The following is a 22,704-nucleotide window of genomic DNA, read 5'->3' on the forward strand; positions in this document are numbered from 1 at the left end:
GGCCTTCGCCGGGGTACGGAAGTTTTTCAGGGAATCGGGCGTCTTCCGCAGAAGGATAGTGCAAGAGAGAAACAGACGAAACGTCGCGCAAGGTCGACCGGCCCCGATACTCCGCGGCCGGTGACGCTCGCCGCCTCAGCGCGTCTGCATGCGGATACCGATGCGGAAACGGCGGCCAAGCAGGTCCGAATAGGTCGGGTTCGCCGCGAGGCCCGTTTCCGGCAGCAGCAGCGGCCAGCGGTCGAACAGGTTCGTCACGTTGACGAAGAATTGCGCTTCCGCCCCCTCGAAGCGGACCTTCTGCGTCAGGTTGAGATCGGCATAGAAGGTGCCCGACACGCGGTTGTTGTCATAGGTGAAGAAGTTGGCGTCATTGGCCGGGCAGGCGGTCGAGCATTCGATGCCGTTGGCGGCATAGCGCCCCGCACTGACCCCGCGCCCGACCGCGGTGATCGAGAAGTCGGGCGTGTCATAGGCGGCACTGACGCGGTAAATCCATGTCGGCGTGCTGGACTGGCCGCCATTCACGCCGACCGAGTTCAGCACCACCGTTCCCGGCACGCCATTGTCGAGCAGATTGTCGATATAGCGCGTGGCGATGCCGCGGACGGTGACATTGCCCGGCGCATTGGCGAACAATTCGTCGAGACCGAGCCGGTAGGAGGCGTCGATATCGACCCCCTTCACCAGCTGGTTCGCGGCGTTGAACGGCTGGCTGCGGATCAGCAGATAGGGCTGTGCCGGGTTCTGGGTGCGGACCGGATCGACCGAGATCGCATCGCAGAAGGATTGCTGATCCTGCAGATAGCACAGGTCGGCGATCTGCTGCGCGCTGAAGGTCGTGATCGCCTGCTTCACGTCGATGCGGAAATAGTCGACCGACAGGTTGAAACCGGGCAGGAAGCGCGGCGACACGACGACGCCGGCGTTCCACGAATCCGCCTTTTCGGGGCCGAGCGCGCGGTTGCCGGTGACGAAGCCCGAATAGCTGAAGCTCGCCGGACCATTGGCGCCGTCGGCGGTGTAGATCGGGTTGCGGATCGCGTCGCTATTGGCCGATCCGCCCTGGAACAGATCGTTCAGATTGGGCGCGCGAATGTCGCGCGAGCGGGTGGCGCGGAAGCGGATGTCGTCGATCGGCTGCCATGTCGCGCCCGCCTTCCACGTCGTGACATAGCCTGCGGTCGAATAGCGCGTGGCGCGGGCGGCACCGTTGAATTCGAGCCCGAAGCCGAGCGGGACCACCGTCTCGACATAGGCTTCCTTCACGTCATATTCGCCGTTGGTCGGCAGATAGTTGCCGACCGACCAGCGGTTCGACGTGATCGGGCGACCATTGGCATCGGTCGAGGAGACCGGCTGGAACTCGGTCGGCACCGAGCCGCGAATCTTCTCCTTGCGATATTCGGCGCCCAGCGCGACGCTGACATCGCCGGCCCAGGTCGCGAACGGCGTGACCGAGACGTTGAAGGCGGCATTATACTGCTCGATCAGTTCGTCCCGATACGGATTGCCCAGCACATAGGCGAAGGCCGCCGGGTTCGCGACGCCGACGCCGAGCCGGTTCAAGGGCACGCAGGCCGGGTCGTTGTTGTTCGGATTGCTGTCGACGTTGATGAGGCACTGGATCGATCCCGCGGCATAGCCGGCGGCATTGCCCGCGGGCGCGAAGACGGCGGCGGTCGCATTGTTCATCGCCGCATTGTTCATGATGTTGCGCAGCTGCGAATGCTGGTCGGTGCGGCCGTACTGGCCATAGATGTTCCACGTCGCGCGCTTGCCGAACAGCTCGGTCGAACCCTCCGCGCCGACCGCGTAGCGCTGCACCTCGCGTTCGTTGTCGACGGCGCGGAACGGCAGGTCGGCGGCGGTCGTCGCCAGCGTGACGCCGGTGATGCCGGTCAGCGCCGCGCGGCCGAGCGTGTTGTACAGGAACGCATTGCACGTCAGCGGTGCTGCCGCCGCCGTCGCCGCCGTGCCGCAACCGGTAGCGTTGAGCGCGACACCGGTCGACAGGTTGGGGCCGGCGTTGAAGAAGATCTTCTGCCGATTATACGCCCCTTCGGCGAACAGTTCGACGCCGTCGGCGACCTCGTAGCTCAACCGCCCGAACACGCCGTGGCGATCGTCACGCGGGTCGAGGCCGATGCGGCGGCCCGAATCATTGACCTGCCACGATCCCCCTTGCGTCAGCGTCGGCGGAGCGCTGCCGGTCGGCGCGGGGAAGGTCAGCGCGCCGTACTGATATTGCAGCACCTCGCCGCCATTGCCGAAATAGGTGCCGCGCAGCCGGTTGGCGGTGCCGCCGGCCGACGCGGTGATAAGGCCGCCTGGCGTCGAGTTGGCGGCACCGACCTGCCGCCGGATCAGGTAGCGCGGCGTCGTGCTGCTGGTGGTCCAGTTCGGGTCCTGGATGCGGACATAGCCGGTGGCGTTCCAGTCGCGATCGACCTGGAAGATGCCGTCGCGGTGCGCGACCTCGCCGCTGAGCAACAGATGCCCGCGTCCGCCGGCAAAGGACAGTCCGCCCGCGACACTCATCGAATAGTTGGCGCCATCGCCCTTGTCGGTCACGCCGCTGTCGATCGCGACCTTCAGCCCGGTATATTGCTTGTCGAGCACATAGTTGACGACGCCCGCGACCGCGTCCGACCCATAGGCCGACGATGCGCCGCCGGTCACCACCTCGACGCTCTTCACCAGCGCCTGCGGGATGGTGTTGACGTCGACGAGGCCGGTGACGGTCGAGGCGACCGAGCGGCGCCCGTCGAGCAGCACCAGCGTGCGTTCCGACCCGAGGTTGCGCAGGTTCATCGTGTTGATGCCCGCCTGCCCGCTCGACAGGTTCAGCCGCGAATTGGCCGGGGTGAAGCCGCCGGCCAGCGCGGGCAGCTGGTTGACGAAATCGGCGATGTTGTTCGATGGCGAGGAGTTCTGAATATCCTCGGTCGTCAGCACGGTCAGCGGCGTCGGCGACTGGAACCCGTCGCGGACGATGCGGCTGCCGGTGACGAGGATTTCGCCCGTATCGGCAGTCGGCTCGGTCTGGGCCGTCGACGCTACTGGCGCGGCGTCCTGTGCGAAGACGGGGGTGGCGACGCACAAGGCCGCAAGGCTGCTGGCGCGGGCCAGTGCGGGCAGATACCGCCGGAAATGCAAGGATGTCGTCATGTAAGCCCCCTTAAGCCCCCGTTCGGGCCGATCGATTGACGTTGCGCTTTCCTGCGGCGGCCGTCGATCCGGTCGTTCAGACGCCGGTCGTATCGGATAGGGGAAGCTGCCGGTCGTCGGGGATGCACGTCAAGCGACACATGATGCTATCGCTTCGGCAGGGCATAGACGGATGTTATGGTTTCGTGACGGTTCGGGGGGGGGGCAGGCGCACAAGACACCTTTGCCTGCGATACGAGGGGCGTATGCGGACAGTGGCGCGCCCATAAACTTGCCCTATGGACTGGACAGTGGTTGTCATACCCCCTGCCCGCGGCGCTACCATAGGATCGGTCCGTCGCCGTTGGACGAGGACGGTATCACGCAAAGGACGCCGCCGATGATGCACCGCCGAGCCTTTCTGACCGGATCGGCCGCCGCGCTGACGCTGACGCCGTTCGCGCTGGAGGCACGCGGCTTTGCCCCGCGCGGCAATGCGCTCACCGCGCCGGTCGAGATCATCGACGACGTGCACGGCGTGCCGCATGTCCGCGCGGCGTCGATCCCAGATGCCTTCTACGGACAGGGATATGTCGTCGCGCGCGACCGGTTGTTCCAGATCGACCTCGCCCATCGCCGCGAGCTGGGACGGCTGGCCGAAGCATATGGCGAGGAGTTCGCCAAGCATGACGCGACGGCGCGTCTGTTCCATTATCGCGACGACCTGAACGCCGAACTGCGCCGCGTGCCGGGCGACGTGCTGGCGTGCGCACGGGCCTATATCGCCGGGATCAACGCGCGGATCGACGAAGTGCTGGCGGACCCCGCATTGCTGCCGCAGGAATATGCCATCCTCGGCGTCCAGCCGATCAAATGGGCGATCGAGGACATGGTGCTGGCGCGCGGCAGTTCGATCGGCAATGCCGATGACGAGATCCGCCGCGCGCAGCTGGCCGCGATCGGAATGCTGGAACTGGACGAGATCGTCGCCCCGCTGCGTCCGAAGTGGCAGATGACGGTGCCCGCCGGGCTGGACGTGAACGCGGTATCGCCCACCGATCTGGGCGTATTGCGCCAGGGCGGCCTGCCCTTCGGCCCCGATACCCCGGTCCGCGATCCCGCCGAGGGGCCGGCCGAACGCGCCAATGCCGGCAGCAATGCGTGGACCGTCGCGGGCGACCGTACCACGACCGGGCGATCGATCCTCGCCAACGACCCGCATCTGGGCATCGGTGGCTTCGGACCGCGCCATGTCGTCCATCTGAGCGCGCCGGGACTGGACGTGATCGGCGGTGGTGCGCCGGGGCTGCCCGGGATCATGCAGGGCCATACCGATCGCTTCGCGTTCGGGCGGACCAATTTCCATATCGACCAGCAGGACCTGTTCATCCTCGAACTCGATCCCGCCGATCCCGAACGTTACCGCCATGACGGCGGGTGGAAGCGGTTCAAGCGGGTGGAGGTGGCGATCCCGGTGAAGGGCAGCGCGCCCTATGTCGCGACGCTGCGCTATGCAGTGCAGGGGCCGGTGGTGATGCACGATCCGACCAAGCGGCGCGCGAGCGTGCTGGCGTCCATCGCGATGCAGCCGGGCGGCGGCGGATCGTTCGCGATGATCGCGATCAACCTCGCATGCGACTGGGCATCGCTGCGCAAGGCGTTCCGCCTGCACCCCTCGCCAACCAATTTTCACTATGCGGATATCGACGGCAATACCGGGTGGCAGGTGATCGGCTTCGCGCCGGTGCGCAAACAGGGTGACGGGTTGCTGCCGGTGCCGGGCGACGGTCGCTTCGATTGGACCGGCATGCGCGATTTCACCGCGCTGCCCAACGAATATAACCCGAAAAAGGGCTGGTTCGCCTCGGCCAACCAGAACAACCTGCCCGCCGACTGGCCGCGCGACCGCATCCCCGCTTTCTCGTTCCGTGCGCCCTATCGTTACGAAAGGATCGCCGAGGTGTTGGCGGCGCAGCCGAAGCACGACATCGCCGATAGCGTGGCGTTGCAGTTCGACACGGTCTCGACCCCGGCGCGGCAGTTGCAGGCGCTGCTGCCTGCCGCCCCATCGCCCGCCGCCGACATGCTGCGCCGCTGGGACGGGCGACTGGCGGCCGATAGCGGCCCGGCGGCGCTGTTCGAAATCCTGTGGCGCGACCTGTCGCAGCGGATGCTGGCCGCGATCGTGCCGGCCAAGGCCAAGGCGCTGGTGACCGAAATCGATCCGTCGGTATTGCTGGGGCGGCTGCCGCAACACCCCGTCATTCTGCGCGATGCCCTATCCTCCTCATGGGAAACGGCCCAGACCCTGCTCGGACGCGATCCGACGACATGGCGCTGGGGGCGGCTGCATCAGGTTCGGATCGCGCATCCCCTTTCCCGCATTCCCGCCATCGCCGCCGCCTTTCCCCCGATCGAGGGTGGCGGGTCGGGCGGCGACAGCTTCACGGTGATGGCGCGATGGCTGGGCGACGGTCCCGGCTGGCGCGTCGGCGGCGGGGCGAGCTATATGCAGGTCATCGATGTCGGCGCATGGGACAATTCGCTGTTCCTGAACCTGCCCGGCCAGTCGAACGATCCGCGATCGCCCTATTATCGCGACCAATATGCGCCATGGATCGAAGGGCGGATGCTGCCGATGCTGTTCAGCCGGGCGGCGATCGATGCCAGGGTCGTGCGCCGGACGATGTTGAAGGGGAAAAGCCGATGACCCGCCTGCCGCTGATCGCACTCTGCGCGTTGCTGATCGGAGCCGCGCCCGCTGCCGATATCGTGATCCGGGGCGGCACCATCTACGATGGCGGCACGGGCCAGCCGATCACCGGCGATGTCGAGATCAAGGGCGACCGCATCGTCTATGTCGGGCGGTCGCGTGGCACGCGGGCGGCGCAGATCGTGGATGCGCGGGGAGCAATCGTCGCGCCCGGCTTCATCGACGCGCATACCCATCCCGACAGCTATATCCGATCGAAGGACGCAACCACACGGCTCAACCTGCCGTGGCTGGCGCAGGGGGTGTCGACGATCGTGATCGGCGTCGACGGATACGGCACGCCCGACGTCGCCGAGGACGCCGCGGCACTCACCAAGGCGGGAATCGGCACCAATGTCGCGCCGTTCATCGGCTTCGGCGCGGTGCGCGGGCGCGTGCTGGGGCAGGACGACCGCGCGCCTTCGCCGTCCGAACTCGCCAAAGAGAAGGCACTGGTGGCCAAGGGCATGTGCGCGGGTGCCTATGGCCTGTCGACCGGGCTGTTCTACGCGCCGCAGAGTTTCGCCAAGACCGACGAGGTGGTCGCGGTCGCGCGCGAGGCGGCGATCCGGGGCGGGATGTATGACACGCATCAGCGCGACGAATCCAACTATACGATCGGCTTGTTGAACTCCACGAAGGAGGCGATCGAGATCGGGCGGCAGGCGGGCATGCCGGTCCATTTCGCGCATCTGAAAGCACTGGGCGTCGACGTGCAGGGCAAGGCGCCTGAGCTGATCGCGGTGATCGAGGCGGCGCGGAAAGCCGGGCAGAACGTCACCGCCGACCAATATCCGTGGTTGGCATCGGGATCGAGCGTCGATGCCGCACTGGTCCCCCGCTGGGCCAATGACGGCGGCTACCCAAGGCTGATCGCGCGGTTCGACGACCCGGCGACGCTGGCGCGGATCAAGACCGAAATGGCCGAGAATCTGCGCCGGCGCGGTGGCAAGGAGTCGCTGTTGCTGACCAGCGCGAACATGCCATGGACCGGCCGGACGCTGGGGCAGATGGCCGATCAATGGGGCATCGATGCCATAGACGCCGCGATCCGCATCCTGCGCGTGGCGGACGAAACCGGAAAGGAACCGGCGGGCGTCTCGGTCGCCAGCTTCAACATGATCGACGCCGATGTCGACCGGATCATGCGCCAGCCATGGGTGGTGACCAGTTCGGACGGATCGAACGGCCACCCCCGCCAATACGCGACCTTCCCCCGCAAATATCAGGTTTATGTGCGCGAGCGGAAGGTGCTGACGCTCGGCCAGTTCATCCGCCAGTCGACCGGCGCGACCGCCGACATGTACCGGATGGCGGAGCGCGGCTATCTGAAACCCGGTCGCTTTGCCGATGTCGTGGTGTTCGATCCGGTCGGCTATGCGCCGCGTGCCGATTATGTGAGCCCGCGGGTGCCGAGCGTCGGGGTCAAGGCGCTGTTCGTGAACGGGAAACTGGCGTTGCGCGACGGTGCGACCACCAGCGCCGCGCCGGGGCGGGTGTTGTTGCGGCCGGTGCCGAAACAATGTCCGGCGACCAGCTAAGATTCCTCGTCAACCCGGACGGGATCGAGACCTGCGCGAGTCGATAAGTCGCTCCAAAAGGCCCGTACCCCGGCGGAGGCCGGGGTCCAGTTGGGAAGGCTTTTCCGTACCTTACCGACGTCCCCCAACTGGGCCCCGGCCTTCGCCGGGGTACGGCGGGAACGTTCGCAACGGTCTCGATCAAGCCCGGTGCGACGACCGTCCTCGGGACAGCATAACCCCCATCTATAGGTCGGCGTTTTCGCACGATACGGCGACCCGCCCGCCCCCGCCTTATCCCATCGTCCCGACAGCCAGCAGGTGCGCGATGATCCCCGGACCCTTCCTCCTCTATCTCGGCCATTCCGACGACGCGGTCGGTATCAAGACGTCGCGGGGCGTCGCCGCCTTTCGCCCGGACGATTGCGTCGGCGAATGGCGGCATGACGACTGTCCGCTGACGCTGGGCCTGCCGCGCATGGATGCGGCGGAGGGCCGCGCGGCGGGGGCGAATACGCTGATCCTCGGCATCGCCAATGCCGGCGGGCGGATGGGCGAGGCGCTGGTGCAGGATGCGCTGGCGGCGATCGCCACCGGCATGCACGTCGCCTCGGGCCTGCACCAGCGGTTGCGCGACGTGCCCGAGATCGTCGACGCCGCGCGACAGGCCGGCGTGCAATTGTTCGACGTGCGCGATCCACCCGCGAACCTGCCCGTCGGCAATGGCAAGCGCCGCGCGGGCAACCGGCTGCTGACCGTCGGCACCGATTGCTCGGTCGGCAAGATGTACACGACGCTGGCGCTTCAGCGCACCATGGCGGCGCGCGGGATCAAGGCCGATTTCCGCGCGACCGGACAGACCGGCATATTGATCGCCGGGTCGGGCGTACCGGTCGATGCGGTGGTCGCCGACTTCATCTCGGGCGCGATCGAGACGATCACCCCCGCGCGCGACGATGATGGCTGGGACCTGATCGAGGGGCAGGGTTCGCTGTTCCACCCCTCCTTCGCCGGGGTGTCGACCGGGTTGCTCCATGGCGCGCAGCCGCGCGCGATCGTGCTGTGCCACGACCCGGCACGCGAGCATATGCGCGGCCTGCCGCATTATGCGGTGCCGGGCATCGCCGAATGCCTTGCCGCCAACCTGTCGGTCGCGCGGCTGACCAGCCCCGATGTGCAGGCGGTCGGCATTGCGCTCAACACGGTCAAGCTCGGCGAGGAAGCGGCCCGACGTCTGTGCGCAGACACTGGCGACGCGCATGGCCTGCCCTGCACCGACCCCTATCGCTTCGGCGCGGACCCGATCATCGACTGGATGCAGACATGCTTCGACACCTCGACGTCGCCCATGACCGTTTCGGCCTGAGCACCCCGTTCCGCATCTCGCGGGGGGTCAAGACGGCGGCCGATGTCGTCACGGTGACGATCGCGCAAGGTGCGGTTACCGGGCGGGGCGAGGCGGTCCCCTATGGCCGCTATGGCGAGACGATCGAAGAGACGATCGCCGCGATCCGCGCGATCGCGCCGGCGATCGCCGCCGGATTGACCCGCACCGAGCTTGCCGGCCTGCTCCCCGCAGGTGCGGCGCGCAACGCGGTCGACTGCGCGCTATGGGATCTCGAGGCGCGGCTTGCCGGAACCAGCGTCGCTGCGCTGGCGGGTCTCCCCGAACCGGTCGCCCTGCCCTCGGCGATCACCATCGGCCTCGACACGCTCGACGCCATGGCCCGTACGGCGGCGAGGCACGCGCAGGTGCCGCTGCTCAAGGTCAAGGTCGACCGCAGCGATCCCGCCGCGCAGATCGCCGCCGTCCGCGCCGCCGCGCCCGCCCCCCGGCTGATCGTCGATCCCAATGAAAGCTGGACGATCGACACGCTCGAAGCGCTGAAGCCGCATCTGGCCGAATGGCGCATCGACCTGCTCGAGCAACCGCTGCCGGCGGGCGAGGACGGTGCGCTCGCCGGGTTCGACAGCCCGGTGCCGGTATGTGCCGACGAAACGCTCCACACCGCCGCCGATCTCGATGCCCTCGCCGGCCGCTACGACGTGGTCAACATCAAGCTCGACAAGACCGGCGGCTTGACCGAAGCCCTGACCCTCGCAAACACGGCGAAGGCAAAGGGATTTGGGTTGATGATCGGGTGCATGGTGTGTTCGTCGCTGGGGATCGCTCCGGCGATGCTGCTGGGAGGACAGGCCGCGTTCGTCGATCTCGACGGGCCATTGTGGCTCAGCGACGACCGCCCGGGCGGCGCGATCGACCGGAACGGCATGTTGTCGCCGCCTGCCCCCGGCTTCTGGGGCAGATGATGCGGAGCTGGTTCGCGATCCCGCTGTGGCAGCGCGTCGTCGGCGCCCTCCTGCTCGGCATCGCGATCGGGCTGTTGTGGCCGACGGGCGCGGCGGCGATCAAGATCGTCGGTGACCTGTTCGTGCGGCTCATCAAGATGCTGGTCGTGCCGGTGGTGCTCATCACCATCGCCGCCGGCATCGCGTCGCTCGGCGATCCGCGCCGGCTGGGGGGCATCGGCGGGCGGACCGTGGCGCTGTTCGCCTTCACGACGTTGATTGCGGTGTCGATCGGCATGGGGTTCGGCCTGTTGCTGCAGCCGGGCGACGGCATCGTCCTGGCCGGGGTCGCGCCGCATGTCCTGAGACCGGCAGTCACCCCCGCCGACCAGCTGCTCGGCATCGTGCCGGTCAACATTATCGACGCGCTGGCCAAGGGCGACATGCTCGCCATCATCTTTGTCGCGGTGCTGCTCGGCATCGCCAGCGTCGTGTCGGGCGAAGCGGGCAAGCCGGTCGTGGCGCTGTTGCAGGGGCTGGCGGCGGTCCTGCTCCACCTCGTCCGCATCGTCATGGAAGTCACTCCGTTCGGCGTGCTGGCGCTGATCGCCAATGCGGTGGCGGGCAGCGGCATGGCAGTGTTCGTCAACGTCGGCTGGCTGGCGCTGTGCGTGATCCTCGCGTCGCTCATGCAGATGGCGTTTCATGCCGGGCTGCTGCGGTTCGTCGCGCGGCTGCCGGTAGTGCGCTTCTTTCGCGGGATCGTCGATGCGCTGATCGTCGCCTTCTCGACCGCCTCTTCCTCTGCCACGCTGCCGGTGGCCCTGCGTGTTGCCCAAGACAATCTCGGCATCGCCCGCCCGATTGCCTCGACCGTGCTGCCGCTGGGCGCGAGCATCGGCAAGGACGGGACGGCGATGTATGTCGGGCTGCTCGGCCAGTTCGCGTTGCAGGCGCTGGGCATCGTTCCCGACGCATGGATGCTCTGCGTCATGCTGCTGACCGGCGCGCTCGCCGCCTTCGGCACCGCGCCGGTCCCTTCCGCGTCGCTGTTCATGCTGGCGGCGATGCTCGGCGCGGTCGGGGTCGGCGCGGAACAGACCGCGTTGGTCGTGGGGTTGGTGCTGCCGTTCGACCGGCTGCTCGACATGACGCGGACCGTCCCCTCGGCCAGCGCCAACCTGGCCGTCGCAACGCTGGTCGCGCGCGCCGAACATGGGCTGGACGAGGCGCGCTATCGCGGCCACACGACCCTATGAATTTGCGCCATATTGAAATTTTCCACGCCGTCTATGTCAACGGATCGGTCAGCGCAGCGGCCCGCGCGCTCAACATCTCGCAGCCCTCGGTGTCAAAAACGCTGCGCCATGCCGAGACGCTGCTCGGCTTCGAACTGTTCCAGCGGACCAACAGCCGCCTCGTCCCCACCGAGGACGCCCATGCCCTGTTCGGCGACGTGGCGGACATTCAGGAACGGGTGCGCGCGCTGCGCGAGGCGGGCCGCAACCTGCGCACCGGCGGCGGCGCGACATTGCGCATCTCGGCACTGCCCAGCCTCGCGCTCCACGCGCTGCCGACGGCGGTGGCGCGGTTCATGGCGCGGCGACCCGAGGTGCGCTTCGACCTGCAGACCGTCCATCACGACGACCTGCTGCGCAAGCTGTACGAACGCGAGACCGATATCGCCATCGCCGCCGAAGTCCCGCGCGGCGCCCCGCTGGGAAAGGTGTGGTTGGGCGAGGGCGAACTGGTCGTTCTCTATCGCGACGCCGATCTGGCGCAGGCGGCGCAGCGGATCGAACTGCCGCAGCTGGTCGGCCACCCCTTCATCACTCTTGCCGCCAGCGGCCCGATCGGTCAGTTGTTCGCGCAGGAACTCGAACGCCTCGGCATCGAATTACAGGAGGTGGCCTCCGCCCGCACCTTCTACATTGCCGCCGCGCTGGTCCGCGCGGGCGTGGGGTTGAGCATTGTCGACAATTTCACTGCCGAAGCCTCGCTCGCCGAGGGGCTGGCGATGCGCCCGCTCAAACCCTCGCTGACCTTCGACGTCCACGCCATGCACCTGCTCGACCGCCCGCCCAGCGCACTCGCCAGCGAGTTTCTGAGCGTGCTGCGCGGGGTGATCGAGGGTCCGTGACGGACGACCGTCATTCATTTTCGAACGGTTTGCGATTTCCCTCAAACCGTTCGTGCTGAGTAGGGGCTGAGCGAAGTCAAAGACCCGTATCAAAGCACCCGCCACCGTCCTTCGATATGCCGCTTCGACAAGCTCAGCGGCTACTCAGGACGAACGGTCGTGCTCTCGGGGATAAACAGAAAATGTCTGGCCCGACCGGTCTGTTTCCTACATCGCATCGCTGCACTATGCCGCCGGCGTTCTGTCTCAACGCCACAACCCGCACGCCTGCAGCGCCCAAGTACAACGCGCACACCAAACCGCGGCAAGTGTGAACTTAGTGAACTTTGACGCAGGCCATCACGGCTAACCGTTTGTTATTGCGTCAAACTCTGCCACGACCGCATCCCCGATCACCGGCCGCAGCTCAAAGATCCCGCTGTCGACATGTCGCGTCGGATGCACCCGGTTGGTCAGCAACGTCCAGGCCAGCCCCCGCTCGAAATCGACCCACAGCCCGGTCCCGGTAAAGCCGGTATGGCCGATCGTCCCCGTCGAACATGCCTGCCCGCCCGACCAGCCGGGAAAGCGGATTTCCCAGCCAGCCGTCCGATGCCCCGCCACCGGCGTCCGGATCGCGTCGAGCATCGCCGCCGACGCCCCCGTCCCGTTGAGCAGGCCCGCCGCGAAGTCGAGCACGCCGTCGACCGTACCGAACAGGCCGGCATGGCCGGTCCGGCCGCCCATGGCGAAGCAATTCTCGTCATGCACTTCGCCTTTGAGCACGCGCCCGCGCCACGAACACCGTTCGGTCGCGACCGCCGGCCCGGGCGGGGGGCCCCAGCTCAGTCCCGGACCCAAGGGCAGCGCGTCGAGCCCCGCACCGATGATCCGCTCGACCGCGATCCCCAGCAGGATGAAGTTGATGTCCGAATAAACCGGCGGCCCGTGCCGCCATTCCCGCTGCAACACGAACGCGCGCAGTCGCGCCGGATCGTCGCCATAGGTGTAGATCGGCTCGACTGCGGGCAGGAAGGTGCGATGGACCAGACAGTCGCGGAACGTCAGCCGTCGCTCCGCCGCATTCGCCACGTCGTACTGCCGCAGGTCGGGGATCGCATCGGTCAGCGGCCGGTCGAGGTCGATTTGGCCATCCTCGGCCAGTTGCAGCACGAAGCGGGTCGTGGCGATCACCTTGCTGACCGATGCGAGGTCGAACCAATGGTCGCGGGTCAGCGGTTCGGGCGTAGGCACGCGCTGCGCCAGCCCTGTCACCCGCACCGCCCGCGTGCCGTCGGCGGTGACGATGCCGAGCGTCGCGCCGGGTATCCGCCCTACCCCGACATACCGCTCCGCTTCGGCAAAGGCCCGGTCGATCATGCGTCATCCTCCCGCGCGCGGATCTTCGTCAGCAGCGGCAGGAACGGGATGGCGGCAAGGCTGACCGCCCCCGACAGCAGGAAGAACCCGTCATAGCCGATCACGGCGACCATCGATCCCCCGGCGCCTGCCAGCATCCTCGGCAACAGGAACGCAAAGCCGGTCAGGAACGCATATTGCGCGCCGGGATAGCGCGGGTTCACCAGCAACGAGAGATAGACGACGAACACCGCGCCCGCGAACCCGTTGCCGAACTGGTCCAGCGCCGTCGCGACATACAGCATCGTCTCGCTCACCGGCTGATGCGCCAGCCACACGAAGCCGAAATTACCGATCGCCGCCACGACCGCGCCGACCGCCAGCGCCCATAGCATCGGCCGGCGCGTGACCATCCACCCGCCCAGCGCCACCCCGACCATGCTCGCCCCCAGCGCGACGAAGCCATCCGCCCGCCCGATCTGGCTGAGCGTATAGCCCAGATCCTTGATCATCGGCTTGGACAGGTTCAGCGCCAGCACGTCGCCCATCCGGTACAGCGAGACAAAGACCATCAGCAGGATCGCGGCATATTGGAACCGCCAGAAGAAATCGACATAGGGACCGATCGCGGTCGAGGTGCGGATCAGCGCGGTCGGCGGCGCTTTCCGAATCCATGGCAGCCCCGCCGCCATCGCGATGAACGGCACCATGCACAGCCCCAGCACCCACGGCGTGACGTTGCTCTTCGCATCGATCCCGATCCCCGCCGCCGCCGACAGCAGGACATAGCCGACGCCCGCCGTCACCGCACAGGCGACGGCAAGGATCACCGCCCCGCCCAAAATCCCGGTGCCGAGCGCCACCATCCGCCCGCCGCCGCGCCCGTCCTCCGGCCGCATCGCCGCGAGGATCGGGAAGGGCAGGAACGCCGCGACCGCGACCAGCAGATAGGCGATCGTCCACCCGCCATGGTCGGCCAGCAGCAACGCCCCGCTCCCCGCCGCGACCATTGCGGTGCGGTATCCCCACAGGTTCGCGGCGACGATCGGCCCCTGCTGGTCCTGCGTCGGGAACAGCTCGATCCGCCACGCATCGGCCGCTACCTCCAGCGTGGTGGTCCAGAAGGCGAGCAGCACCGCGAACAACGCCGTCAGCGGCAGCGACGCGTCGTCGGACGTCCACGCCATCGCCGCCATCGCGGTGACGATGCCCAGTTGCGCCAACATGATCCACCCGCGTCTTTTGCCCCAGAAGCGCGCGAACCCCGGCACGTCATAGCGGTCGAGCAGCGGCGCCCATACGAACTTCAGCGTCGGCAGCAACTGTACCCATGCGAAGAAGCCCAGCACGGTCAGCGCCACGCCATGCGCCTGCAACCGCAGCACCAGCACCGTCGAGAACATGTAGAAGGGCAACCCGGCGGCAAAGCCCAGCAACCCATAGACGAGCATCGCCCGCTGCGGCGGTAGCGGCGAATGCGATGGGACCGCGGCGGCGGCGGATGCGGTCATGGAAGCTCCGGTCGTGACAAAGCGCGAACCTCCGCCGATCACATGGACACGTCAACCGGGCCATGACCGACGGTTATGGCTCAAGTCTGATCCACTTGCTTGGAAGCGGCACCGGCCCGCTCTGTTCCGGCTTTGCCGGATCAGAGGCTTGTGCTGCCGCAAACCCCATTGGTCGTCATGCAGCGTCCGCCGTCCGACGGGTGGACCTCATCGACGACCAGCGGGCTACGCTCCAGCACCAATGCGCGAAACGGCACTGCCGCACCGGCAGCGTGGCGAGCAGCGTCTGATCGATCGTCCCGACGAGCCTATCAGGACGAACGGATGGCAGGTCCAAACGACCGAGCGAGGCCTGAGCGCCCGCCCCCTACCATTCCACCCCAATCTTGCCAAAATGCTCGCCGTCCTCCTGAAGACGGAATGCCTCGGCCAATTCGCCTAGCCCGAATCGTCGATCCACGACCGGCCGAATGCCCGTAGCATCCAGCGCGCGGACGAAGTCCTGCTGTTCGCGCCGGCTGCCGACGATCAGCCCTTGCAGCTGCGCCTGCTTCGCCATCAGCGCCGCCGTCGGCACCTCGCCGCCACGTCCGGTCAACACTCCGATCAGCGAGATATGCCCGCCGACGCGCACTGCGGCGATCGACTGCGCCAGCGTTGCAGGTCCGCCGACCTCGACGACATGATCGACCCCGCGCCCGTCCGCCCATTGCGCGACCGTCGCACCCCAATCGGGATCGCTGCGATAGTTGACGGTAAAGTCCGCGCCCATCGCCGCCGCGCGCGCCAGCTTGTCGTCGCTCGACGAGGTGATCGCGACCTTTGCGCCCATCGCCCGGGCGATCTGCAATGCCCAGATCGACACGCCGCCGGTGCCGAGCAGCAGCACCCGGTCGCCTGCCTTCAATCCGCCATCGACGACCAGCGCCCGCCACGCCGTCAGCCCGGCGGTGGTGATCGTCGCCGCCTCGACCGCGTCCCATCCCCTGGGCGCGAGCGTGAAGGCGGTGGCGGGCAGCACGACCGCCTCCCGTGCGAACCCGTCAATGCCGTCGCCCGGCGTGCGCGCGAAATCGCCGATGGTCGCGGCGCCGTCCTGCCAGTCGGGGAAGAAGCACGACACGACCAAATCACCGATCGCGAACCTGGCCACGCCCTCGCCCACCGCCTCGACGATGCCCGCGCCATCGGCCATCGGTACCCGCCGGTCCTCGGCCGGCGACTTGCCGCTGGCGACGATATAGTCGTGGAAATTGAGCGAGCTGCCATGCAGCTTCACCCGAATCTCGCCCGCCCCCGGCTGTCCCGGATCGGCGCGGTCGACTAGTTCCAGCCGGTCCAGCCCGCCGGGTGCGCGCAGTTCAATCGCCCTCATGCGTCGTCCCCCGCTGCATCGACCACCGCCTGCGTCATGCCGTTCGGCGACAGGATCTCGATCCAATAGCCATCGGGATCGGTGATGAAGGCGATGTCCTTCATCCGCCCCTCGTCGGGCCGTTTGCGGAAGGTGACGCCCAGTTCCTCGAACCGCGCACAGGCGGCGGCGACGTCGGGCACGCTGATGCCCAGATGCCCGAAGCCGCGCGGATCGTCGTTGCCGCTGTGATAGCCGGCGAAATCGGGATCGTCCTCGGTCCCCCAGTTGTGCGTCAGCTCCAGCGTCGTCTCGCGGCTGAACACGAAGCGCGCTCGCTCCTTCGGGTCGTTCGGCACCGTCTCGCCACCTTGCAGAAACCCGAGGAAATAGAGCGAAAACGCCGCCTCCTCGAAATCGAGTTTCTGGAGCAGGGTCATGCCCAGCACGTCCTGATAGAAAGCGATACTGGCACTCGGATCGCGGACACGCAGCATGGTCTGGTTGAGGGTAAAGCCCTCGGTCCCTTCGGGTCGGCTCATCGCAACTTCCTTCAGCGGTCAGTGGGAGTGCCCGCCAGCCCTGCGATCGCGTGGGCCAGTTCGGCCTCGCGGAACGGCTTGGTCAGGCGCGGCAGGTCGGGTGCCAGCCCGTCGATATCGGCATAGCCCGATACGATCAGTACCGGCAGCCCGGGATGCCGGTCATGGATCGCCCGCGCCAGCCACACGCCGGTCCGCCCGGGCATCAGATGATCGGTCACCACCAGGTCGAAGCGCCGCTGCGCCAGCATTTGTTCCGCCTCGGTCGTGCCATCGGCCTCGACCACCTCATATCCCAGGCTCTGGAGCATGTCGGCGGTCGTCATCCGCACCAGCGCCTCGTCATCGACCACCAACGCCCGGCCGCGGAATGCCGGGTTCTCCGCCAGATCGTCCTCGCCCGCATCGGGGGCTCGCGCCACGTCGCCGCTGACCGGCAGCCACAGGTCGATGCGCGTACCAAGGCCCGGCGCGCTGACGATCGCCATCGTGCCCCCCAGTTGCAGCGCGAGCCCATGGACCATCGACAGGCCGAGGCCGGTACCGCGCCCGATACCTTTGGTCGAAAAGAACGGCTCGATCGCGCGCGCCGCCGTCTCGGCATCCATGCCGGTCCCGGTATCGATCACCGACAGCCGGACATATTCGCCGGGCGCCACGCCCGCCGCCGCCGTTGCGTAGATATCGGGGCAATCGGCGGCGATGGTTAGCGTGCCGCCGTCGGGCATCGCGTCGCGCGCATTCACGCACAGGTTCAGGATCGCCATTTCGAGCTGGTTGGCATCGGCCAGCGCAGCTGGCACGTCAGCGGCGATCAGCGTCCGCACCGCAACCGGCGACCCGGCGGTGCTGGCAATCAGGTCAGTCATGCCACCGATCAACGTCAACAGATCGACCGGTCCCGACTGCAAGGGTTGCCGTCGCGCAAAGGCAAGCAGGCGGTGTACCAGCGTCCTTGCGCGCTCCGCCGATTGCAGCGCGCCGTCGACCAGCCGCGCCTCACGCGCCGACAGGGTGCCGCGTCGCTGCAACAGGTCGAGGCTGCCGAGGATCGGGGTCAGCAGATTGTTGAAATCATGCGCCACGCCGCCGGTCAGCTGGCCCATCGCCTCCATCTTCTGCGCCTGGCGCAGCGCGTCCTGTGCCTCCCGCAACGCCGTTTCGCCCCGGCGCCGCTCGGTCACGTCGGTCACGAACTGGAACGCGCCGACCTGCCGCCCCTGTCCATCGCGGACGGCGTTGAACTTCATTTCATAGGCGCGACGGGCATGGCCCCGCGCCGGATCGCCGAATTCCGCTGCGGTCGTATATTCCTCGCCCGCAAGCGCCGGGTCCCACACACCGCGCACCGCCGCCTGCTGATCGGGCTGATCGACCAGCAGGTCGAGGATATTGTCGCCGACCTTCGGCCGCACCCCGAACACCGCCTCGAACGCGTCGATCCCCGCCCGGTTGATCGCCATCCAGTTGTAATCGAGGTCGATCACGTTGACGACCGAGTCGGTCGTCTCGACGATCGAGGCGAGCAGGTTGCGCTCCGCCGTCCGCTGGTCGACGCGCAGCTCGAGCGTGCGGTTGAACTGGCGCAGATCGTCCAGCGCGGTGGTCAGCTCGGCCTGGCTGCGTTTCAGCGCCGCATCGGACAGCACCCGCGCCGTGGTCTCGTTGGTGAAGATGAACAGCCCGGCGATATCGCCGCGCCGGTCGAGGATGCGCGAATAGGAGAAGCTCCACCACGTATCCGCCGCCCCGCGATCGGTATCCAGCTTCCACGGCACGTCGACATAGCGGGGGCTGTTACCGGCAAAGGCCGCCTCGATGATCGGCATCGCCTGTTCGAGGCCATCGGCCCAGACCCGGTCGAACCGCTCGCCCATCGCCCAATCGAGCCGGGGGCCGAGCAGAGGGAAATAGGCCTCGTTGAAGAAAAACCATAGTTCCGGTCCCCAGCACAGGATCATCGATTCCGGGGAGTTCACCACGAGGCTGAGCGCGCTGCACAGTCCTTCGGGCCATTGATCGGGCGGTCCCAGCGGATGACCCGACCAGTCGCGCGCACGGATCATTTCCGCCGCGCGACCGCCGCCGTTCAGGAAGGGTGCGACCGTCATGCCGGTCCCTGCGCCAGCGAGTTGGCCGTCGCGCGCGGAATGCGCACCAGCGACCCATGCCGCGCGCCGGGCGGCATCGACAGTTTCGCGCCGACATCGCGCCACGTCACGAAATCGCGCGTCGCGGCCGCACCCCATTTGCCGTCGCGATAGACGTCCCAGTAGCACACCGTCTCGCCACCGATCACGGTCGTCATCGGCCCCTCTACCCAAGGCGGCGTGAACGGCGTGCCGAGCTTTCCGAACGGTCCGGTCGGCAACCTGGCCGATGCGACCTGCAACCATTTGCGCGGCGGGGTCAGCGTCTCGTCCTTGACGATCAGGTGCAGCGCGCTCACCCCGCGCACAAACGTCCCGTCGATTACGCTGAACCCCGGATCGTACAGCACCGCCGCCTTGCTGAAGGTTACGAAATCGCGCGTCGTCACATACCAGAGGCGATGGTTGTAGCCGGACTCCGATGTTCCCGCCGTCTCCTCGAACCGCCCGGCGACCGTGCTCGACCAAAAGATCACGAAATGTCGCGCCTTCGCGTCCCAGATCGCCTCGGGTGCCCAGCAGTTGCGCGTGCCCTTGACGCCCGCCATCACCGGCAGCGCGCGCTGCGGCGACCAGTGGCGCAGATCGCGGCTGGTGGCGTGACCGATCGTCACCCCCTCCCACGCCGTCGTCCACACCATATGCCATGGCGCGTCGCGACCAACCCCGCGAAACACGAACGGATCGCGCATCAACTTCGCCTCGCCGACCATCGGCGGCAGATAGCTTCGCCCGCCGCCCAGTTCGCGAAACGCAAAGCCGTCGTCGCTGATCGCCAGCTTCAACCCCACCGCCTCGCCCTTGCCGGTCCCGAAATAGGCGAAGAGCAGCGGATCGTCAGTCCGCGCTGCCATGGCCTGCGACGCGATCGGCAGGGAGGCAAGCGCGCCGATCATCGTTCGCCGGTCCAACAGCATAACTCGCGCACTCGCCCCTTCTCGATTTCGTGGGCACGATTGCCGTACTCGGGGGTCGACCGCAACCATCGGTCCGGTCGTGTCACAATATACCGATATTGCCGTCGCCAAATGGTTGACGCGCATCGTATCAGCGGCAACGATTACCTGTCCGTCCGTTCGAAAGGCCAAACCCTTGCCCGCCGTATCCCGCATCGCGCTGGTCGCCCTGCTGCTCGCCTCGACGCCCGCCCTCGCCGACCCGATCCGCCAGACAAAGGGTGACTGGCAGGACAAGTTCCGCCAACTGGAGGGAGAGGACTGGCCGACGCCCACCGATTACCGCAACGCATCGGGCGCACCGGGCTATCGCTACTGGCAGCAAAAGGTCGATTACGACGTCAAGGTATCGCTGAACGAAGCGACCAAGGTCGTCACGGGGACCGAGACGATCCGGTATCGCAACAACTCACCCGACGCGCTGCCCTACCTTTGGCTGCTGCTCGATCAGAATCAGTATAAGCGGTCGTCGATCGCGCAGATGTCGCAAACGGTGCCTGACGCGACGACGATCAGCATCGGCGACATCCGCCGTGCCGAGGCGATGCAGAAATGGGAAGGCGGCTTCGCCATCGCAGAGGTACGTGGTCCTGAGGGCCAGCCGCTATCCTATCGCGTCACCGACACGCTGCTGCGCATCGAACTGCCGCAACCGGTCGCCGGCAATGGCGGCGAGGTGACGCTGTCGATCGACTGGTCGTTCCCGATGGCCGAGCAGAAGGTTGTCGATGGCCGCTCGGGGTACGAATGTTTCACGGGAGCGGGAGAGGACGGCAACTGTATTTTTGAAGGCGCGCAATGGTTTCCGCGCCTTGCCGTCTATTCGGACTATGAGGGTTGGCATAACAAGGCGTTCCTCGACGCCGGAGAATTCACTCTCGAATTCGGCGATTACAAGGTCGCGCTGACCGTGCCGTCTGACCATATCGTCTCGGCGACCGGTGTCCTCCAGAACCCCGATCAGGTTCTGACCGCGACCCAGCGCCAGCGGCTGGAGCAGGCGAAGTCGGCGACCACGCCAATGTACATCGTCACCCCCGACGAAGCCGCCGCCGCCGAACGCGGCCGGGCGTCGGGCACCAGGACCTGGACCTTCGCCGCGCAGAATGTCCGCGACTTCGGCTGGGCATCGTCACGCAAATTCGCATGGGACGCGATGAACGTGCGGCAGGACTATGCTGCCAATCCCAACGTCTTGGCGATGTCCTTCTACCCTAAGGAAGCGCGTCCGCTGTGGGACGCCTTCTCGACCAAGGCGATCGCCCACACCATCGACGTGTACGGCAAGTTCGCCTTCCCCTATCCCTATCCGGTCGCGCAGTCGGTCAACGGCCCCGTCGGCGGCATGGAATATCCGATGATCACCTTTAACGGGCCGCGCCCGGTGAAGGACCCGAAGACCGGCCTGCTGACCTATACCGAACGCGCCAAGACCGGGCTGATCGGCGTGGTGATCCACGAAGTCGGTCACGACTGGTTCCCGATGATCGTCAACAGCGACGAACGCCAATGGACGTGGATGGACGAGGGGCTGAACACCTTCCTCCAGTTCCAGGCCGAAAAGCTATGGGACAAGGACTTCCCGTCGCGCCGCGGCGAGCCGAAGGACATTGCCGAATATATGCTGTCCGACAATCAGGTTCCCCTGATGACCCAGTCGGATTCGGTGCTGCAATTCGGTGCCAATGGCTATGGCAAGCCCGCCACCGCGCTCACCATCCTGCGCGAAACCGTGCTGGGGCGCGAGCTGTTCGATCGCGCCTTCCGCGAATATGCGACGCGCTGGCGCTTCAAGCGGCCGACGCCCTATGACTTCTTCCGCACGATGGAGGAAAGTTCTGGCGTCGATCTGGACTGGTTCTGGCGCGGCTGGTTCTATTCGACCGACCATGTCGACATCGCGCTCGACAAGGTGGTCGAGGGCCGCATCGCCGGCCGCGATCTGGAGGCCAATGCCCGCGAACGCCGCGCGATCCGCGATGCGGAGAACACGTCGCTGACCGTCCGCAACAATGCCGGGCAGAAGACGGTAACCGAACGCGATCCCGCGACGCGCGACTTCTACGATCAGCAGGACGATTTCGCCGTCAGCCCGCAACAGCGCCGCGACCTCGCCGAAAAGCTCGACAAGCTGACGCCCGAGGAACGCGCCGCCTTCGACGTGAAGGGCAAATTCTACCGCTTCTCGCTGCGCAACGTCGGCGGGCTGGTCATGCCGGTTCCGCTGAAACTTACCTTCGGCGACGGCAGCACCGAGATCGTCCGCATCCCGGCCGAAGTCTGGCGCTACGATCCGAAGGCGGTGACGTGGCAATATGTGACCGCCAAGACGATAACCGGTGCAGAGGTCGACCCGCTGCTCGAAATCGCCGACGCCGATCGATCGAACAATGTCTATCGCGGCGCCATCCGTCCGGTCGTGCTGGAGATCGAGGATGTCGAGGATCTGGAAAACCGCATGAAGGACTTCGACGTGCAGGTGAAACCCGGCTCGCTGCGCACCTATCCCGCGCCGGTGTCAAAATGAGGGGGACGCTCGCCCTCCTCGCCTGCTTCGTGGCCGCCGCCCCTGCACAGGCGCATCGCGGCCATGACTCGCTCGCCGTGGTGACCCTCGCCGATGGCAAGGTCACTGTGTCGCACCGGTTCGAGGCGCACGATATCGAACCGGCACTGGCGAAGATCGCACCGCAGGCGCAGACCAGCCTCGACGATCCCGCCGCGATGGCGGCGTTGCGCAGCTATCTGCAGCGGCGCTTCGTCCTGCAGATCGATGGCAAGCCGGTCCCGCTGACCTATGTTGCCACCGACCTGTCGCATGCCGAGGTCCGCATCGACTATACCGGCCGCGCGCCCCGCAAACCGAAATCAGTCGCGATCCGCTCGACCGTACTGACCGACGTCTATCGCGGACAGGTCAATCAAGTGAATGTCCGCCAGGGCAATGTCGTGAAGTCGCTGACGCTGCGCGGTGCGGGCACGAGCAGCGTGACGCTTTAACG

At 66.9% G+C, this 22,704-nt stretch carries 15 protein-coding genes; 8 read left to right on the top strand and 7 right to left on the bottom strand.

What is annotated here, in order from left to right; translation table 11 throughout:
- Positions 1 to 135 precede the first annotated feature (135 nt).
- The gene (locus AAIO73_RS09745; protein WP_345877678.1) at positions 136 to 3,171 is read right to left on the bottom strand and encodes a TonB-dependent receptor plug domain-containing protein; all 3,036 of its coding nucleotides are present in this window, start codon (positions 3,169 to 3,171) and stop codon (positions 136 to 138) included.
- Positions 3,172 to 3,550: 379 nt separating this feature from the next.
- Here AAIO73_RS09745 and AAIO73_RS09750 point away from each other — a divergent pair, with 379 nt between their 5' ends.
- The 6 genes from AAIO73_RS09750 (at position 3,551) to AAIO73_RS09775 (ending at position 11,851) form a co-directional block, all read left to right on the top strand.
- Positions 3,551 to 5,860, top strand: coding sequence for a penicillin acylase family protein (locus tag AAIO73_RS09750; RefSeq protein ID WP_345877679.1), 2,310 nt, complete (start codon positions 3,551 to 3,553; stop codon positions 5,858 to 5,860).
- A complete protein-coding gene (locus tag AAIO73_RS09755) occupies positions 5,857 to 7,443 on the top strand; it encodes an N-acyl-D-amino-acid deacylase family protein (protein WP_345877680.1) in 1,587 nt (528 codons plus the stop codon). Before AAIO73_RS09750 ends, AAIO73_RS09755 begins: the two co-directional genes overlap by 4 nt.
- 307 nt (positions 7,444 to 7,750) lie before the next feature.
- The gene (gene dgcN, locus AAIO73_RS09760; protein ID WP_345877683.1) at positions 7,751 to 8,788 is read left to right on the top strand and encodes an N-acetyltransferase DgcN; all 1,038 of its coding nucleotides are present in this window, start codon (positions 7,751 to 7,753) and stop codon (positions 8,786 to 8,788) included.
- Entirely contained in the window at positions 8,746 to 9,732 is a 987-nt protein-coding gene (gene dgcA / locus AAIO73_RS09765) for an N-acetyl-D-Glu racemase DgcA (protein WP_345877685.1), read from the top strand. Before dgcN ends, dgcA begins: the two co-directional genes overlap by 43 nt.
- The gene (locus AAIO73_RS09770; protein ID WP_345877686.1) at positions 9,729 to 10,970 is read left to right on the top strand and encodes a dicarboxylate/amino acid:cation symporter; all 1,242 of its coding nucleotides are present in this window, start codon (positions 9,729 to 9,731) and stop codon (positions 10,968 to 10,970) included. The genes dgcA and AAIO73_RS09770 overlap by 4 nt, the downstream gene beginning before the upstream one ends.
- On the top strand, positions 10,967 to 11,851 hold the full coding sequence (locus tag AAIO73_RS09775) for a LysR family transcriptional regulator (protein WP_345877688.1): 885 nt from the start codon (positions 10,967 to 10,969) through the stop codon (positions 11,849 to 11,851). The genes AAIO73_RS09770 and AAIO73_RS09775 overlap by 4 nt, the downstream gene beginning before the upstream one ends.
- Before the next feature lie 345 nt (positions 11,852 to 12,196).
- On the opposite strand, the gene AAIO73_RS09780 is transcribed toward AAIO73_RS09775, so the two are convergent.
- The 6 genes from AAIO73_RS09780 to AAIO73_RS09805 form a co-directional block, all read right to left on the bottom strand.
- Positions 12,197 to 13,210 carry a serine hydrolase domain-containing protein gene (locus AAIO73_RS09780; RefSeq protein ID WP_345877690.1) on the bottom strand — a complete coding sequence of 338 codons (1,014 nt, stop codon included), beginning with the start codon at positions 13,208 to 13,210 and terminating at the stop codon, positions 12,197 to 12,199.
- Positions 13,207 to 14,700, bottom strand: a complete 1,494-nt coding sequence (locus AAIO73_RS09785; protein ID WP_345877691.1) for an MFS transporter — start codon at positions 14,698 to 14,700, stop codon at positions 13,207 to 13,209. Before AAIO73_RS09785 ends, AAIO73_RS09780 begins: the two co-directional genes overlap by 4 nt.
- 367 nt (positions 14,701 to 15,067) lie before the next feature.
- Entirely contained in the window at positions 15,068 to 16,075 is a 1,008-nt protein-coding gene (locus tag AAIO73_RS09790; protein WP_345877693.1) for a zinc-dependent alcohol dehydrogenase family protein, read from the bottom strand.
- Positions 16,072 to 16,596: a lactoylglutathione lyase gene (gloA, locus tag AAIO73_RS09795; RefSeq protein WP_345877694.1), complete on the bottom strand. Its 525-nt coding sequence runs from the start codon at positions 16,594 to 16,596 to the stop codon at positions 16,072 to 16,074. Before gloA ends, AAIO73_RS09790 begins: the two co-directional genes overlap by 4 nt.
- Positions 16,597 to 16,607: 11 nt before the next feature.
- Positions 16,608 to 18,707, bottom strand: a complete 2,100-nt coding sequence (locus AAIO73_RS09800) for an ATP-binding protein (RefSeq protein WP_345877696.1) — start codon at positions 18,705 to 18,707, stop codon at positions 16,608 to 16,610.
- Entirely contained in the window at positions 18,704 to 19,642 is a 939-nt protein-coding gene (locus tag AAIO73_RS09805; RefSeq protein ID WP_345877697.1) for a glycoside hydrolase family 43 protein, read from the bottom strand. Before AAIO73_RS09805 ends, AAIO73_RS09800 begins: the two co-directional genes overlap by 4 nt.
- Before the next feature lie 196 nt (positions 19,643 to 19,838).
- Between AAIO73_RS09805 and AAIO73_RS09810 the strand changes: the two genes are divergently transcribed.
- On the top strand, positions 19,839 to 22,229 hold the full coding sequence (locus AAIO73_RS09810) for a M1 family metallopeptidase (protein ID WP_345877698.1): 2,391 nt from the start codon (positions 19,839 to 19,841) through the stop codon (positions 22,227 to 22,229).
- Complete coding sequence (locus AAIO73_RS09815) at positions 22,226 to 22,702, top strand: DUF6702 family protein (RefSeq protein WP_345877699.1); 477 nt, start codon at positions 22,226 to 22,228, stop codon at positions 22,700 to 22,702. Before AAIO73_RS09810 ends, AAIO73_RS09815 begins: the two co-directional genes overlap by 4 nt.
- Positions 22,703 to 22,704 lie beyond the last annotated feature (2 nt).

This window comes from Sphingomonas epibiotica (assembly GCF_039615155.1).
GTDB lineage: Bacteria > Pseudomonadota > Alphaproteobacteria > Sphingomonadales > Sphingomonadaceae > Sphingomonas.